Genomic DNA, 15904 nt, shown 5'->3' with positions numbered 1-15904 from the left:
TGCAATTCCCAAAATGCGTCATTACTACCGATTCTACTGGTAGTAATGACGCATTTTTGAAAAGCATCCGAATGCAAAATCCCTGGCTAATGGCCACTTGTGTGGCCTGTTCTGCCGCTGTTGCTGATGTTTGTGTAGTACAGACGGAACACAATATCCTGATTGTAATTGCCGAAGCCTGTTCCGAACAGGGTCACTCCTCCGATATGCTCAGCGTCCTCGTTTACGGCAATTCGGAAGTTCCATTGCTTGCGGGCAATCACCACTTCATCCAGCGTTACATCCGAAATGCGGTTTCCGTCCATATACGTGCCGTCCGCAGTCACTCGCAGCCGCTTGAGCAGCCCGTACTGGTTGATGGCATCCGGCCACCAGGACGGCGTATATTTGCCCCGGTTGTCCCCGAAATCACCCGGACTGGTCCAGACCCCCAATTTCACGTCATTCAGATAAAAAGAGATGTCCGATGGCCAGTTGTCGTTAGTGGAAGGCGCCTCCGAGGAGAGCTCCATAGTGATTTCCAGCTCCTCCGGCTGTTGGCTGGCGAGCAGGAAGTTAGGGATTTTGTACTCAATATGTCCCTGGCCGAACCATAAAATTTTGGCGTTCACCCGCTCTGAATCCAGAAAATAACGGGGCTCGTCAAACTCCCCGATAATTTTCTCCACGGTGGCCAGGCCACACGTCGGTTCGATATCGAAATCCGTATAGTGGCCCACAGAGAGCTCGGTCTGGTGAAACTGGCGGGTGTCCTGCTCCTGCAGCGGCAGGGTGATATGGATGTTGCCTACGGCCAGCGAGCATACCTTTTGCACACCTCCGCGACCGGGGAGCATTTTGGTCATGATCAAACCGGCTTTCTCCAGTTTTTTGACATGCATGGTCATAATGGCGCTGCTAAGCCCCAGAGCTTCCGCCAATTCACGGATATTCATGGGCGAGTCCGCCAGCAGCCGGATCACCTTCAGCCGTACTTCACTGGCCAGCGCTTCGTATACCGGCAATGATTTTGCAGAAATATCAAGCTCCATACTTCCTCCATCTATAAAAGTTTGATTCTATATAATTGATTTACATTTGTATAAATAATAACCCTCAATAAGTCCGGACACAATCGGAAAGCAAAAAAACAAGCGCAGCGTTCGTGAAGACCGCAGCGCTTGTTGCATTGTTTGCCGGTTTATCTGTGCAGGGTTGACGCCATCTCTCCCGTATCCGTATCAGCGTCCTGGCTTTTCTGCCCCTCCGCCTGAGAGGCTTGCCGGGCTTGTCCGGCCTGCTCAGGGGTGCCTGCGTACGGGCGCTTGCTGCGCGGACGTTCGCGGGTGAACATAAATCCGCTCAAAAACAGGATTAACTGAGCTCCCAGGATGTAAGGCGAAGCGTGCGGGCCGATCCATTGAAACAGCGCGACGGCAGCGATTAGAAAGGACAGCGCACTGGCCGGCAGGCGGGAGGCCGTTACATCGATTCCGTTCTGGCGCGGCAGACTTAGCAGCCGGTATACGTACACGACGGCCAGCAGGCCGGATACGTATCTCATCCATACAACCGTAAGCGTCATGCCGGGTGAGGGAGCTTCAGGGAATTGCAGCTCCGATACCAGCCGCCAGGTCAGCAGGGCAAAGCCTGCGACGGCAGCAGGAGCAGCGGCCGGGCGGAGCAAATTCCATAGAGCCGCGCCCCAGCCGGGAGCATGGGTTTCCTTGAGCAGCAGTCGCCGTTCCTCAATCAGCTTGTTCATTTCCCGTTCCAGAGATCTATGAAGCAGCGAAACTCTGGAGCTGTCCCTGCGATCGAGGCAGTTCTGAATTTCCTCCTGCAGGTAAGGAGTCAGATACGGTGCGGACTTGCACTCCTGCAGCGCCTTCACGAGCGCGATGTCCCCGCCGCTTTGCTCAAGCTGTCCGTGAGCGGCGGCATGTAGCGGTCCGGCGAGCCTTCCGTACAGATATAAGGATTCCTGAAGCTCGTCCAGCCGCCGCCTGCGGGACAGACGCAGCTGCACGGCGCTGTGCACATACAGCCACACCATGACAGCCGCTGCAATCAGCACAGTCAGAGCGCCAGCCGGATGATCCGGCAAAAAGGCGGTTTGTTCCAAGGGGGTCAACGCAGCCCCTCCTTTCTATTCTATAGATCACTAATGCACATCCACTACAACGTTTTCAAAATAAAGCCTGCGTGAAACAATTATCTTGCAAAGCTTGATGAAAGTGGGAGACGAATTTCAGTAGGCGAAGCCTGAATAACCTAATTTTAGATGTATCTCAGGGTGTACGTCTACACATATTTGACGGAACTGGTGAAACGCCCGGGAAACCAACACATAACGATAGCGAACACATACTTTTTCAGTTGTTGCCTGTTGCCTGTTGCCTAATGCCTAATGCCTAATGCCTAATGCCTAATGCCTGATGCCTGGTGCCTGATGCCTTTTCATACAGCTTTGCACGATTATCCCTTTCGATCAGAATGCGGGGGTGTTGAGGGTTGGGGACGAAGGGGAAGGACTGAAGAGAAACGAGAAAAGAGAAAAGAAATAAGGAAAAAAGAGGCAGCTCAAGTGGGATGTTCAACTTGAAATGAGAACGCATGTTTGGTATAATAAAAAAAGAAATTATGTCCGTGAATTATGAATTATGAATTATGAATTATGAATTATGAATTATGAATTATGAATTACGATTATGGATTATGGATTATGGATTATGGATTATGGATTATGGATTATGGATTATGGATTATGGATTATGGAATCGGAGGCGAGCAGACATGGAAGTCCAAGCGGAAACGGAACATCAACCCTTTAGCCATCGTTATCACAACGAGCAGGCCTGCATGGAGGCATTGATCGCGATGAAGTGGCCGAACGGCTTCGTCTGCCCGCGTTGCGCTCATACCCGCTGCAGTCGTCTGACTTCCCGACGTGTCCCTTTGTTCGAGTGCGCCAGGTGTGCGCATCAAACGTCGGCTTTGGTGGGCACGATGTTTGAACGAACGCATCTCCCTCTGACCAAGTGGTTTCAGGCGTTGGAGTTGTTCCTGCTCCCCGACGGTATCTCAGCGATGCGGCTAAGCCAGGTGATCCAGGTCACCTACAAGACCGCCTGGGTAATGCTTCACAAAATCCGCCACTCCATCGGAGAGTTCGACGCCAGGGAGCTGCTCTGCGGAGAAGTGAAGGTAAACAGCGATCTGTATGGGTGTAATCCGTCCCGGCCTCAGTTTCCTCATCCGCATGCTTCGGTAGTCGTAGCGGGGTGCACGGTCACGGAGTCGGGCGAGCCGGAGCAGGTCAAAATCCACCTAATCCCGCAGAGGAAGGGGGAGGGGCAAAGAGCAAATCGTCACGAACTCGCTGCGTTCATCAACGAACAGGTAGATGTCCGTGCATCGGAGGTACAATCGTTCCCTCAAGCTTATCGGCTGTATAGACCCTTGCGTAAAGTGGTGAGAGAGGCGTGGACATCGCTGAAGAGTACGTATGTAGCCCTGGGACAAAAGCATCTGCAGGCGTACCTCAACGAGTACACCGGCCGCCGCCGACTGCGCTTAACCGAAGGGGAAGAGACGATGTGGCAGAAGTTATTGTACATCGGTGTGGCGATTCCGGCGATTACCTACCGTCGGCTGATCGCGCGCCAAACGGATCAGCCTCTTGCGGCTGCGGCCTAATTGCAGTACTTGAACCTAATTGCAGTACTTAAACGAGGAAAGGTGAGCATAAGGTGCGTCGCTTGATCGGTGTGGGCTAGTGTCGGCTAGCTCCATTGATGTTAGTTTTCAGACACGCCCTAGTATGAACGAGGAAATTGGAAAAATTCGAGTTCAAGCTGCAACGAGGACCAGGCTCTTTTTATTTTTCCGATGCCGTGCTCCGCTTCTTCCTTCTCTCTCGGTCGGTTTCACATCACCTAAACGCTCTGCTTTCTCCAAAGAACGTCTCATGACCTCGAATCGATCTGCTTCTCCATAAGGCACGATCCATCAAATATTAGACTTATTCAATGGTCTTGAATAGCGTAACAACAGGCATGTTCGCGCCTCATTTGATCCGTTATTTTCTTTAACGTGCCTAAAGTATATTTTCGGTTCCCGGTTTTCTGTTTTTCTGTACCTGATCCAACGGGATAATCGTGCAAGGCTCCTGAAAAGAGAGTATCACATGTCTTGCCACGATCGGCTGGCGGCTTGACTGTCCAGCACTAGAAAGGGATTCGAATTCCTCAGAACCCAGCAGCTGCAAAGGCTGAAGTGGCGGAAAGATAATTACAGGATTAACGATAGGCTTTGGTTGTCTTGATGATGAGCATTTTTTCACTGAATTATAGTATATGATCCAGTGGAAAATGGTTAGATTTCGATGACGGAAGAAGGGAGCATGGAGATCCTCCCCATCGTCGCTAAAGCGAGCGGACTCTCTGAAGCCGTGGTTCAATCGCTCCAACCCAACCCAACCCAACCCAACCCAACCCAACCCGTAACCCTGAATCGGCCGTTGTTGTTATGAATGTCCTAAAGTCATGCAGATCAAGGGCAGTACAAAAGCGAGCATGATCGGTACAAAGGATTCCCGCATCCATCGTCTGCGGCAAGCCATGTAAATGGCGGCAACCATCATGCCGGCATACACGTCTGCCGTCGAGATGCCGGTGAGGCGGGGCACAGAAAAATAAGCAAGCATCAGAAACAGGCCGTACCCGGTTGTGAAATACAGGGCGGCTTTTTTCTTTTTATCCGGCATGTACAGGCCTTCCACAGCCGCATCCGCAGCCAGGGCGGCCGGAAGGCCGAAGCCATAGGCCCATAGCTGAATGGGCCATCCGTCGTTATAGTCCGGCCCGGTCAGGGCTGCAAGTGGAATCTGCAGCAGCGGCGGAAGGAACGAGAGCAGGCTCAGCAGGGTAAAGGCAAGGCCGCCGCAGGCAAGCTTGTTCAGCGCATAGTGGCCAACGGCCATCCGCCAGGGCAGCTTGGGCCGGGTATTGTTCATATTTCGCATTCAAGATTCCTCCTGAGCATACATAAATGAATACCGGCACAAGGTTTGACAGGAATGCCGGGACGTGAAGATTACAGAAGGCTGACCGTTCGCTGCATTTCTTTTAACATTTATTGTGTAGGATGGTCCTCATAGGAATTTTACGTACAGCGATGAAAGGCGGGGCAAGCATGATACAGGCTGTCATATTCAATTTGGAAAGCGCACTGCTGGATCCCGGGGGCCACGGACTCTCACAGGGGATAAAGGATTTATTCCGCTGGATGGGGATTGATGTCAGTCAGCAGAATATCAGGCGGGGCCTGGGATTGACGATCCGGGAGCATATCGCTGGCACTTTGCGCCTCTCGGAGGTGCGGGCGAGCTGGATAGACCGCTTTGGCACCGAACCGGGGCGAGTGGATGTCGATCATATATGTGCGGAGCTTGTGCCTGTGCTTCGTTCCCTGCTGCAATCCTCTACCCCCTGCAGGGGTTTGGACAAAGCGTTGCAGGAAATCCGCGACCGTCGTATCCAGTCCGGAGCAACCTCGGCTTTTACCAGTGATCTGTTGGGTAGTCTTCCGCGCCGCTCGTTGGAGGATCATGTACTGGATTGTACGGTGACACCCTGCGAGGTCAGCAGTGGCCGGCCTTTTCCATGGATGGTCTATGAAAATGCACACCGTATGCAGGTCTATCCGCTCAGCGATATGGTCAAGGTTGGCGACACGGTTGCCGACATGCAGGAAGGACGGAACGCCGGAGTCTGGACGCTCGGCGTGCTCGACGGCTTCATGAACCGCATGGAAGGCGGCGGATCTGGGGATGCGGCCTATGAGGATCAGCGCAAAGAAGCGGTCTATCTGCTGAAGCGGGCCGGCGCCCATCTGGTCATGGATTCGCTTGCCGATCTGCCCCGCATGCTCCGTGAAATCGAAATGCTGCAGCATACCGGTGGCCGTCCCTGATCTGCAGCCGTTCCTCAGGTGGCCGCCATGGCGCCGCCGTTGACGTGGATACATTCTCCGGTCACGTAGGAGGAATCCCCGCTTGCCAGATATACATAGGCAGCGGCCAGCTCATAAGGCTGCGCAGCCCGTCCAAGTGCTGTATCCGCACCGAAGGTGCTGACAATGTGCGGCGGCAGCGAGGCGGGGATCAACGGGGTCCAGACTGGACCCGGAGCCACGCAGTTGACGCGGATATTCTGCGGAGCAAGCGATTTTGCAAGGGAGCGTGTTAGTGAGACAATCGCCCCTTTGGTGGCAGAATAGTCAATCAGCAGTGTGTGTCCCTCAAAAGCCACAACGGATGCGGTATTAATAATGGAGGAACCAGCGGATAAATGAGGCAGTGCGGCCTGGATCAGAAAGAAGAATGATATGATATTGGTCTGAAAAACGTTGTAAAGCTGCTCTTCCGTAATGTCCAGAATACTATTCCTGGAACATTGAACCGTATGATTGTTTATAAGAATATCAAGCTTCCCGAATGTCCGTACCGTGTCTTGCACGGACCGGACACAGTTGGCCTTGTGGCGCAGATCCGTTTCGATCAGCAGACAGCGGCCCCCGTGCTGCTCGATTCGCTGTCTGGTCTCCTCTGCATCAGAACGCTCGCTTAAATAGGCGATTGCTATGTCCGCTCCTTCTTTGGCAAAGGCGATAGCGGCAGCTTTCCCGATTCCGCTGTCTCCCCCCGTGATGAGGGCTATTTTGCCATGTAGCCTGCCGCTGCCTTGCACAGAGGGATTCTCGCTGATCGGACGCGGATTCATAAGGCTCTCCAGCCCGGGAAGCTGCTGCTGCTGAGGCGGGAAGGTGAACACCTGTTCCTTGCAGACCGTTTCTTTTTTGTAAAATGGGTATACGGGATTCATGGGGCCCTCCTGGGTGAGCTGTTTACTCCATAGTCTATGCGTACGCCCAGGAAATGTGAGCATGCGGGAAGGGATGAACCTCGGCCGGGTGCCGGGTGGATTCGGGACAAGGGACTGAAGCGCGGATCGGCGAAGAAACTTCGGCGAAGGAAACTCTGGCGAGGAAGCCCTGGTGAGGAAAGCCCTGGCGAGGAAAGCCCTAAAAAAAATCCTGTCTTCTGAGAACGAAGACAGGATTTTTTTCAGTATATAAATAACTTACTCCATAAAAGGTTAACCACGTATATCATTCAACGTATGAAGCTTGTTCCGTCTTACAGCTGGTTCTGTCCTACAGCTGGTCCCGGCTTACAGATCGTCGAACCCGTTATCGTCGCCAACCTTGCCGTAGTTGCGGGATTTGGCTTCGAAGAAGTCGGTTTTGGTCGCGTTCAGCGCTTCATCCGAGAACGGCTTGATCCAAGGCATGCAGTTCACATCAACGCCTTCATAGGCTTTGTCCAGACCGAGCAGCCGCAGACGCATGTTGGCCATGTATTTGATGTAATCGGACAGCTCGTTCAGGTCGATGCCACGCACCTCGGACAGCGTGTAGTAAGCCCAGTTTGTTTCGAGCTCTACAGCGCGGTCAATGGTCTTGTAGACATAATCAATATTCTCTTTCGTATTCAGCTCAGGGAAGTCGGCGAGCAATTGCTTGAACACTTCCGCGAAGAAATAGCAGTGCTGGTTCTCGTCCCGCTGAATATAGGAAATCATTTGGCTCGTACCCATCATCTTCTGGTCACGCGCCAGATTGTAGAAGAAGGCAAACGTGCTGTAGAAGAAAATGCCCTCCAGAATCAGGTCGGCGACAAGAGCCTGGAAGAAGGTTTGCGGGTTCTCATTGTCCCGGAACTCCTGATAAATTTTCGAAATAAACGTATTGCGCTCCAGCAGCACCGGATCATGCTTCCAATATTCAAAAATCTCCTTCTGCTCCTGCTCGGAGACCAGGGAGGACAGCACGTACGAATAAGACTGGTTATGGACAACCTCCTGCTGGCCGATAATCGCCGAAATGGCCTCCAGCGATGAATCGGTAAAGTAACGCTTTACATCGCCGACAAACATCGTCTGCATGGAGTCCAGCACCGCCAGCAGCCCGATATTGATTTTAAAAGTGCGCTGTTCTTCCGAATCAAGAAGCGGGAACTGCGACGCATCCTTGGACATCGGAATTTCGTCCGCGATCCAGTGGTTGAGCAGCAGCACCTTGTACAGCTTGTACATGTGCGGCATGCGGATATCGTTCCAGTTCAGAATGCCGGAGCATTCGCCTTCGATGATGCGGGTGGAACGGTTAGGGGCTTCTGTGTTAAAAATCTTTTGCAACTGCATGGGAGATTCTCTCCTTTTAAAATGGGCTTGATCTATAGTTAAGCCTTCAAGCTTTATGACGCACAGCTTTCACACTCTTCAATCGTCAGCGCACGGCTGCGGACATAATACGTCGATTTCATGCCGGATTTCCATGCATGCAGATGCAGGTCAAGGAACTCGGTAGCTTTGATGTCCGGACGGACGTACAGGTTAAAGCTTTGGCCCTGGTCGATATGACGCTGGCGCGCGGCCGCCATATTGATGGAGGCATGCTGATCCACCAGGAACGCTGTTTTGTAGTACCAGATCGTTTTTTCGTTCAGATCCGGCGCAGGGTTCGCAATCTTGTAGGTTGTCTTTTCCTCGTAAGAGAGCAGCTCGTACAGCGGGTCAATGCTGGCGGTCGAACCGGCGATGATCGAGGTCGATCCGTTAGGCGCGATGGCGAACAGCCAGGCGTTGCGGACTCCGTTCGTTTTCACCTGCTCGGCCAGCTCCTGCCATTCCGCTGTCGTAACGAACTTGCCTTCACGCGTGCCGTCCGTGTATTGACGGGAGGTGAAATAGTTCCCGTTCTCCCAGTCGGAGCCTTCAAACTTCGCGTAGCGGCCTTTTTCCTGGGCCAGCTCCATGCTGGATCTGACGGCAAGGTAGTTGATTTTCTCATACAGGTTATCGTTGTATTGCACTGCTTCGTCGGATTCCCAGCGGATGCCCTCAAGTGCAAGCAGATGGTGCAGACCGAAGGTGCCCAGACCTACCGCACGGTACTGACTGTTCGTATATTGGGCTTGCAGCACTTCAATGTTGTTGATGTCAATGACGTTATCCAGCATCCGCACCTGTATCGGCACCAGACGCTCCAGCACTCCGGCAGGCACTGCACGTGCCAGATGGATAGAGTTCAGGTTGCAGACTACGAAGTCGCCCGGGATTTTGGAGATGACGATCCGGGTTTGCCCGTCCTTGGTCACCAGCTCTTCTTTCTCCACCACGGTAGGCGACTGGTTCTGCATAATTTCCGTACACAAGTTGGAAGAGTACACCATTCCATGAGCACGGTTCGGGTTCGAACGGTTCACCGTATCCCGATAGAACATGTAAGGCGTGCCTGTCTCCAGCTGTGACTTCATGACACGTTTCATGATATCAATGGCCTGCACCGTGATGCGGGGCAGCAGCGGATGATTGACGGCTTCCTCGTATTTTTCACGGAAGGAGCCTTGGCCCTGCTCTTCATCATAGAAGTCTTCCAGCCCGAGCGGAAGGCCGTTCCCGTCAGTCCAGCCCATGATCTTCTTCACTTCGTGAGGGCAGAACAGGCTCCATTCACCACGCGTTTCCACACGCTCCATGAAGAGATCAGGCAGGCACACGCCGTGGAACACGTCATGTGCGCGCATGCGCTCGTCGCCGTTGTTCAGCTTCAGATCCAGGAAGGCCAGAATATCCCTGTGGAATACGTCCAGATAGACGGCGATAGCGCCTTTGCGCGTGCCGAGCTGATCTACGCTGACGGCGGTATTATTCAGCTGGCGGATCCAGGGGATGACGCCGGAGCTGGTGTTCTTGTGGCCACGGATATCTGAGCCTCTGGCCCGGACTTTGCCAAGGTATACGCCGATACCGCCACCCATCTTGCTCAAGCGGGCCACGTCGGTATTGGAATCGAAGATCCCTTCGAGGGAGTCGTCTACCGTATCAATGAAGCAGCTGGACAGCTGGCCTGCCACCTTTTTGCCCGCATTGGACATCGTAGGAGTAGCAGCGGTCATATACAGATTGCTCATCGCCCAGTAAGCTTCCTTGACCAACTCCATGCGCTTCTCGGCAGGTTCCTTGTGCATCAGGTACATGGCGATGACCATGTAACGCTCCTGTGGCAGCTCCATGACTTTGCCGTCGAAATCGTTGGCAAGGTAGCGCTCAGACAAGGTCAACAGCCCTATGTAATCGAACAAGAAATCATTCTCCGGTGCAATGCATTCCCCGAGCTCGTCGATTTGCTCTTTGGAGTAGCATTCCAGAAGCTCTTCGCGGTAAATTCCCTTTTTCACCATTTCGGTAATGAGAGGGTAGAACGCGCCATAAGGCTCGTCAGGATAGGATTTATAACGACGGTTATTAGCAGCTTTCTTGTACAGCGAAGTCAGCAGGGAACGTGCGGCGGCGAATTTCCAATCCGGCTCGTCCTTGCTCACCAGCTCCAGGGCGGACATGATGAACGCATTGCTGATCTCATCCCCTGTCACCTCTTCCCGGCGCAGCTTGGTGTTCACACCACGCACGAGGCGGTCTTTATCGAGCTTATCCAGTCCCTGTAATACACGGTCGGCATAAACAGAAATCCGCATTTCGTCAAAAGCAAGCTGACGATTATTCGGTTTGATTACGAGTTGTGGCATGGATGATTCCTCACTTTCAGTCACCACAAACCCTGAAGAAAGGCGCCTTGCTCCAGGAATGCGCCTCTGCTTCAGGGTTGTGTCGAATTTTGGCTTCCGTACTATATTTAGGTGCTGCTCATCTACTTTAACCCAATATATTGTATCTGTAAACCGAAAAAATGAAATTGGCACAGGGACGATTATAACAAAGAAACGAGTCATCCGCAAAGGAAAGAGATTGGAAAACGAGCTCAATCGACGTAATTGGGACGTATGGACGAGGAGGGTGAAGAAAGAGTGAAGAAAGACGCATTTTTTGAATTGTGTATTTGAACTGGATGGAGGCTGGCTGGTAAAATACATGTAAAACATGCCGGCTGTGGAAAGTGCCGGAAAGACAAAGGAGGGCAAGAACATGGCTATCGCGGAAGTGACGGTCATCCCGATCGGCACAGGCAGCACCAGTCTCAGCGCCTACGTCGCGGAAATGCAGCGTGTGCTGCAGCAGCAAAAGGGGATTTCCTATGAGCTCACCTCTATGAGCACGATCATCGAAGGCACGCTGGATGATGTATTCACCGCCATTGCGGCGCTTCATGAGGCGCCTTTCATGACAGGGGCGAAACGCGTCTCGACATCCGTCAAGATCGATGACCGCCGTGACAAGGAATCGTCCAGTGTGCTGAAGCTGCAGTCGGTTGAGAGCAAGCTGAGTAAAGGGGGTTGATCCGCTCCTTGTTATGTGAGTATTTAACCATTACTATTAGGATACAATGAGGCTGGGAAGGAAGTGTTTCGTATGGACCTTGCAAAACAGATTGTTGATCAATGGGTAAGGAAAATGGTTAATGATCAGCCCAGTTGGTTTAATGAAAATGATGAAAATAAAAAAGTGTCCAGGGCATTTACTATTTTGGGTGTATCCTCATATTTGAGTATTGAGCCGGTTGAAGCAACTTCCTTGTTAACAGAGGGAGGCAATGATGCTGGTGTTGACGCAGTTTATATAGGTGACCCAGATGGGGATAGTGTAAGCTTTCCTGTGGTCATTTTTCAAGCAAAGTATAAGTTTGGACTTGAGAATGATGCTAATTTTCCAGCAAACAGCATTTTAAGAGTGGTTAATGCAATAAAATCCATTTTTAATCCGAATAAGGATATTATAATGAATTCTCTACTTAAGCAAAAAGTAACGGAAATAAGAACCTTGATTCTTGAAGGTTATATCCCGGATATAAGATGTGTGATGTTAAATAACGAACTACACATACAAGAAGTGCTGAATGACCAAATTTTGTTCGAACATTATAACCATAAAGATGTTGTTAATCAGCTTCAAAGGAAAATTCAGGTTAGTGAAACTTTGACATTGCCTGGAAAAAGTGTTGTGGAAGATTTTAATTTCAAAAGAGTTGTCATAGGTAAGATGAATGTCCGGGATGTGTCAGTCCTTTTAGAGAAATATGGGGATGCACTTTTAGAAAAAAATATTAGAAGGCATTTAGGAATTCATAAAAACAGAGTGAATTCGGATATACAACAAACCTTAACTTCAGACAAGCGCCCAAACTTTTATTTCTTTAACAATGGTATAACCATGGTGTGTAGTCAATTTAATTACAATAAGTTTACTGAAGAGAACAGGCTTATACATGTAAAGGATCTGCAAATCATTAATGGCGGGCAAACGAGTAAAACAATACTTCAAACGGTGAAAGAAAATCCGGAAATTGACTATTCTCAATGTTTTGTTTTGATTCGTTTATACGAACTGCCGGGGGAAGAACATGATGAAATGCTCTCCGATATTACATTTGCAACAAATAGTCAAAATCCGGTTGATTTGCGAGATTTACGTGCTAATGAGGCACATCAAAAAGAACTGGAGATGGGAGTAGAACAACTCGGGTATGTATATAAGCGTAAGAGAGACAATACGGTATCCTTTGTAGATAATATACCTTCTTCTGTTGCTGCCGAGGCCGTCTATGCTATATGGAGGAAGCAGCCCCACGTAGCCAAATATAAACGGAATGAGTTGTTTGGCAAGTTTTATAACGATATATTTCATAATCTAAATGCGGCACAGCTAATCATCGCCGTATTAATTTATAGGTATTGTGATACACAAAGAAAACGGGAAACCCTGGTAAATCAGTTTCCTCATCTTCCTTATAGTAACTACTTTATGTCAACCATAATCGGGAAACTATTAATGGATGATCTGAGTATATCTTTAGATCAACTTACACATAGGAACTTCGAGACAACCAGACAGCACTTTGATGAGAATAAAGAAGAACTTTATAACCGAGCCAATGAACAGATTATGGCTGTTTTAAGAGAACTTTATCCTAACGGCTATGAAGAAATTGATCCACGAAGACTGTCCTCTACTTTTAGGAGCGGTTTACTTTTAGAAAAACTTGATCTATAGATAAATCATTCTTAATCCTATGATTTGGGTTATTAATACTTAAGAGGTGATTTCCATGGTGGAAATGAGCAGAGAAGAGCTCTTGGAGTTGGCCAAGAAGTGGGGAGCTGAAATTGAACTTCAATCTGATCAACCAGGATTCTTTCTAAGCAGTGAAGAAGGGGAAACAGAAGTATTTATTGATGATATTTTTCCCCTAGAGGGCGACAAAAGTGTCGATGGGCTTTTAGAGCAATCAATTGCTGCGGCATTAGCTACTCCTGGGACTAAATCCGGCAAGGTAAAAAAGCCAAGCATTGGATTTACTTACTTCAATATTTACGACGAGTGTGATCATAATATATATGAGGTGGCCTAATTGTTAGCTATTCAAATGAAACACTATTATGTTTCAGATATTCAATTTAAATACAATCCCGATAGTGAGGATATTGTCACTCTTCTTGGTTTTTTTGAAGTAATATTTAATAATGATGATCCTGAGAAACGTGGATATAATGTGAAAAGTCTATGTGAAAGAAATACTTTGGCGATATTGTTTCCTTATTTACGGAGTACAATTTCTGATATTTCTTTAAAAGCAAATGCAGAGCCCATTATTCTTCCAACGATTAATATCGTGGAACTTATTGAAGAGCGTGAGAAAGAGGCCGGTGACATTGATAAATTGTAATTAACGCCACTATAGATAGACCCTGTCATTCCGGGCAGGCAACTAAAAAAATATAAGCCTCAGGACCTGCCTGGGGCTTGTTTGTGTTATAATTTGGATTGGACAACGGTGGGAGTCACGGCGCAGCCTTCTATAAAGGAGGTGATAGACGCCATGACTGCCCTTGATGCGCTTTTCTGGATCTTGAGAGTAATCGCGACATTGTTAAACCTATGGTTTAACTCTCGTAAGCTGTACCGATGGATCAGAAGAAAACGTAACAAGCGCAAAACCCACCGCTAAAGGTTGACCGCCTTCGGTGGGTTTTGCTGCTAGATGAAGCAAACGCGCGCCGTGAGGCACACCTCGTTGTCCTGGGGGAGGGTTGCGACCTCCCTTATTTCTATTGTTATGTTATCACATTGATTTTATTCAGGCAATGTGATAGACGAACTTTCATTAGCGGAGCTAACTTCGCGTTACCCTTCGTTTTTGGTTTAGCTGATGTTAGCACAGCCCATTCGTTTTGGGATTCTTCGGCACTGAATGGAAGCGGCGTTGCAGGAATCTTGGCAACTACATAAAAAATATAAGCCTCAGGACCTACCCGAGGCTTGTTTGTGCTATAATTTGGATTGGACAACGGTGGGGTCACGGCGCAGCCTTCTATAAAGGAGGTGATATACGCCATGACTGCCCTTGATGCGCTTTTCTGGATCTTGAGAGTAATCGCGACATTGTTAAACCTATGGTTTAACTCTCGTAAGCTGTACCGATGGATCAGAAGAAAACGTAACAAGCGCAAAACCCACCGCTAAAGGTTCGCCGCCTTCGGTGGGTTTTGCTGTGAATTAAAACAGTGCGCGCCGTGAGGCATACCTCGTTGTCCTGGGGGAGGTTAGCGGCCTCCCTTATTTCTATTGTTATGTTATCACATTGATTTTATTCAGGCAATGTGATAGACAAACTTTCATGTGGATAATATTCTCACTGGATAAAGAACATATGTTCCCATATAATAATAACAAACGTCCATCATTCAATCGGCATAGGAGGATGACAGCATGAGCAAGAAGCTTGAAGCCAACGGCGTGTTTGAGAGTTCGCGCATGATACTCCCGGAACACAGAGAAGCGTATCAGGCGTATATGAGGGAGCAGGAGAGACGCGGGAAGCCGACTCTGGATGACCAGGAAATGCAGCTGATCGAGCAGGCGCTGATCGAATCCTACAATCGGCGCGTGCCGATTACAGTGGTTGTGTTCAATCCATTTGATGATGAAGAGCTGCGCGGAATCGTGACCCATGTGAACACAAGTCTTCGGGAGATCAAGCTTGTGCGTGGGGACGAGGATTATAGCTGGATCAAGCTTGAGGAGATCATTTCGGTCATTGCATAACGCACCACGCTACAATGCCACACAACCTCGGTCCGGCAGGGATCGGGGTTGTTTTGTATCCCGGCATTCATTATGCGGTGAAGCCATTTCTGAAGAGCCGGGTGCGGATGCTCACGTCGGGTTTCGCGGCGGAATAGTTGAGCTTGAGCCTATTTTGGCTAAACTGCAAAAAACAGAAAAATGTCCAAGCACCCCAGGCCCCAGGGCGGAATAGACTGCGATTAATCCAACTGAAAGGAGAGATTGTTATTGTCTCAATCTAACGTGCCAAACATTACACCAACAATCACGATTACAAGAGATGATGCCATATCTTTAATCGTAGCTTCCATAGCTATGGAGGAACTGGGGCTCAGCCATATTCTGAATGCTGAAGGTGAGAAGCTTCAATATGTACTGGGAACCCTGCCAGGTACTGTAGGACCGATTGCTTCCATCAGTGATTTATTGGCTATCAATGAAAGCGTCCGGAAAACGCTGCAGGAAACGATCAATAAAGACTGGGTGCTGAGCAACAAATTAGAAACTGCATTGGACGCAACAAATCTTGTAGGGCCGCCCGGCCCGCCAGGACCAACGGGACCATCAGGAGGAGGCCCAACAGGACCGACCGGGCCAAAAGGAGACAAAGGAGACAAAGGAGACAAAGGAGATAAAGGGGACAAAGGAGATAAAGGAGACAAAGGAGATACTGGGGCAATAGGACCAACTGGGGCCACAGGCGCGACAGGAGCAACAGGAGCCACAGGAACGGGAACCACCGGACCAACAGGAGATACAGGGGCCACAGGCGCGACAGG

14 protein-coding genes are annotated in these 15904 nt (G+C 49.7%); 8 read left to right on the top strand and 6 right to left on the bottom strand.

All coding sequences use genetic code 11. The features are described 5' to 3' along the window. Window positions 1-86: 86 nt before the first annotated feature. Window positions 87-1031 carry an ArsR/SmtB family transcription factor gene (locus ACE5LO_RS17850; protein ID WP_375521366.1) on the bottom strand — a complete coding sequence of 315 codons (945 nt, stop codon included), beginning with the start codon at window positions 1029-1031 and terminating at the stop codon, window positions 87-89. A gap of 149 nt (window positions 1032-1180) precedes the next feature. After that, window positions 1181-2113, bottom strand: a complete 933-nt coding sequence (locus tag ACE5LO_RS17845; protein ID WP_375521365.1) for a hypothetical protein — start codon at window positions 2111-2113, stop codon at window positions 1181-1183. 662 nt (window positions 2114-2775) lie between these two features. Here ACE5LO_RS17845 and ACE5LO_RS17840 point away from each other — a divergent pair. Next, window positions 2776-3678 (top strand): transposase, encoded by a 903-nt coding sequence (locus ACE5LO_RS17840; RefSeq protein WP_375521364.1) that lies wholly within the window; start codon window positions 2776-2778, stop codon window positions 3676-3678. Between the two features lie 829 nt (window positions 3679-4507). Here ACE5LO_RS17840 and ACE5LO_RS17835 read toward each other — a convergent pair. After that, window positions 4508-5005, bottom strand: coding sequence for a hypothetical protein (locus ACE5LO_RS17835; protein ID WP_375521363.1), 498 nt, complete (start codon window positions 5003-5005; stop codon window positions 4508-4510). A 170-nt stretch (window positions 5006-5175) separates the two neighbouring features. Here ACE5LO_RS17835 and ACE5LO_RS17830 point away from each other — a divergent pair, with 170 nt between their 5' ends. Next, on the top strand, window positions 5176-5955 hold the full coding sequence (locus ACE5LO_RS17830; protein WP_375521362.1) for an HAD hydrolase-like protein: 780 nt from the start codon (window positions 5176-5178) through the stop codon (window positions 5953-5955). A gap of 14 nt (window positions 5956-5969) precedes the next feature. Here the strand turns inward: ACE5LO_RS17830 and ACE5LO_RS17825 are convergent, their stop codons facing one another. The 3 genes from ACE5LO_RS17825 to ACE5LO_RS17815 form a co-directional block, all read right to left on the bottom strand. Next, window positions 5970-6866, bottom strand: coding sequence for an SDR family oxidoreductase (locus ACE5LO_RS17825; RefSeq protein WP_375521361.1), 897 nt, complete (start codon window positions 6864-6866; stop codon window positions 5970-5972). Between the two features lie 348 nt (window positions 6867-7214). Beyond that, complete coding sequence (locus tag ACE5LO_RS17820) at window positions 7215-8246, bottom strand: ribonucleotide-diphosphate reductase subunit beta (protein ID WP_375521360.1); 1032 nt, start codon at window positions 8244-8246, stop codon at window positions 7215-7217. Window positions 8247-8299: 53 nt separating this feature from the next. Beyond that, on the bottom strand, window positions 8300-10633 hold the full coding sequence (locus ACE5LO_RS17815; protein WP_375521359.1) for a ribonucleoside-diphosphate reductase subunit alpha: 2334 nt from the start codon (window positions 10631-10633) through the stop codon (window positions 8300-8302). A gap of 397 nt (window positions 10634-11030) precedes the next feature. On the opposite strand from ACE5LO_RS17815, the gene ACE5LO_RS17810 reads away from it, so the two are divergent. The 6 genes from ACE5LO_RS17810 to ACE5LO_RS17785 form a co-directional block, all read left to right on the top strand. Further along, the gene (locus ACE5LO_RS17810; protein ID WP_375521358.1) at window positions 11031-11342 is read left to right on the top strand and encodes an MTH1187 family thiamine-binding protein; all 312 of its coding nucleotides are present in this window, start codon (window positions 11031-11033) and stop codon (window positions 11340-11342) included. A 72-nt stretch (window positions 11343-11414) separates the two neighbouring features. After that, entirely contained in the window at window positions 11415-13052 is a 1638-nt protein-coding gene (locus tag ACE5LO_RS17805; RefSeq protein ID WP_375521357.1) for an AIPR family protein, read from the top strand. Between the two features lie 55 nt (window positions 13053-13107). After that, window positions 13108-13410 (top strand): hypothetical protein, encoded by a 303-nt coding sequence (locus tag ACE5LO_RS17800; RefSeq protein WP_375521356.1) that lies wholly within the window; start codon window positions 13108-13110, stop codon window positions 13408-13410. Continuing rightward, window positions 13411-13725 carry a hypothetical protein gene (locus ACE5LO_RS17795; protein WP_375521355.1) on the top strand — a complete coding sequence of 105 codons (315 nt, stop codon included), beginning with the start codon at window positions 13411-13413 and terminating at the stop codon, window positions 13723-13725. A 1043-nt stretch (window positions 13726-14768) separates the two neighbouring features. Continuing rightward, window positions 14769-15104: a YolD-like family protein gene (locus ACE5LO_RS17790; protein ID WP_375521354.1), complete on the top strand. Its 336-nt coding sequence runs from the start codon at window positions 14769-14771 to the stop codon at window positions 15102-15104. Between the two features lie 249 nt (window positions 15105-15353). Further along, the coding region (locus tag ACE5LO_RS17785; protein ID WP_511227996.1) for an alpha-helical endospore appendage domain-containing protein at window positions 15354-15904 on the top strand (551 nt) is incomplete at its 3' end.

It is taken from the genome of Paenibacillus medicaginis (assembly GCF_042138635.1).
Classification (GTDB): Bacteria; Bacillota; Bacilli; order Paenibacillales; family Paenibacillaceae; genus Paenibacillus; species Paenibacillus medicaginis.
This window is presented reverse-complemented; position numbering and strand designations above follow the sequence as displayed.

What these genes read in the sequence shown, in the direction of transcription:
- ACE5LO_RS17850 (WP_375521366.1), bottom strand. Translation starts at nt 1,031, where the DNA reads ATGGAGCTTGATATTTCTGCAAAATCATTGCCGGTATACGAAGCGCTG.
- ACE5LO_RS17840 (WP_375521364.1), top strand. Translation starts at nt 2,776, where the DNA reads ATGGAAGTCCAAGCGGAAACGGAACATCAACCCTTTAGCCATCGTTAT.
- ACE5LO_RS17835 (WP_375521363.1), bottom strand. Translation starts at nt 5,005, where the DNA reads ATGCGAAATATGAACAATACCCGGCCCAAGCTGCCCTGGCGGATGGCC.
- ACE5LO_RS17830 (WP_375521362.1), top strand. Translation starts at nt 5,176, where the DNA reads ATGATACAGGCTGTCATATTCAATTTGGAAAGCGCACTGCTGGATCCC.
- ACE5LO_RS17825 (WP_375521361.1), bottom strand. Translation starts at nt 6,866, where the DNA reads ATGAATCCCGTATACCCATTTTACAAAAAAGAAACGGTCTGCAAGGAA.
- ACE5LO_RS17820 (WP_375521360.1), bottom strand. Translation starts at nt 8,246, where the DNA reads ATGCAGTTGCAAAAGATTTTTAACACAGAAGCCCCTAACCGTTCCACC.
- ACE5LO_RS17815 (WP_375521359.1), bottom strand. Translation starts at nt 10,633, where the DNA reads ATGCCACAACTCGTAATCAAACCGAATAATCGTCAGCTTGCTTTTGAC.
- ACE5LO_RS17810 (WP_375521358.1), top strand. Translation starts at nt 11,031, where the DNA reads ATGGCTATCGCGGAAGTGACGGTCATCCCGATCGGCACAGGCAGCACC.
- ACE5LO_RS17805 (WP_375521357.1), top strand. Translation starts at nt 11,415, where the DNA reads ATGGACCTTGCAAAACAGATTGTTGATCAATGGGTAAGGAAAATGGTT.
- ACE5LO_RS17800 (WP_375521356.1), top strand. Translation starts at nt 13,108, where the DNA reads ATGGTGGAAATGAGCAGAGAAGAGCTCTTGGAGTTGGCCAAGAAGTGG.
- ACE5LO_RS17790 (WP_375521354.1), top strand. Translation starts at nt 14,769, where the DNA reads ATGAGCAAGAAGCTTGAAGCCAACGGCGTGTTTGAGAGTTCGCGCATG.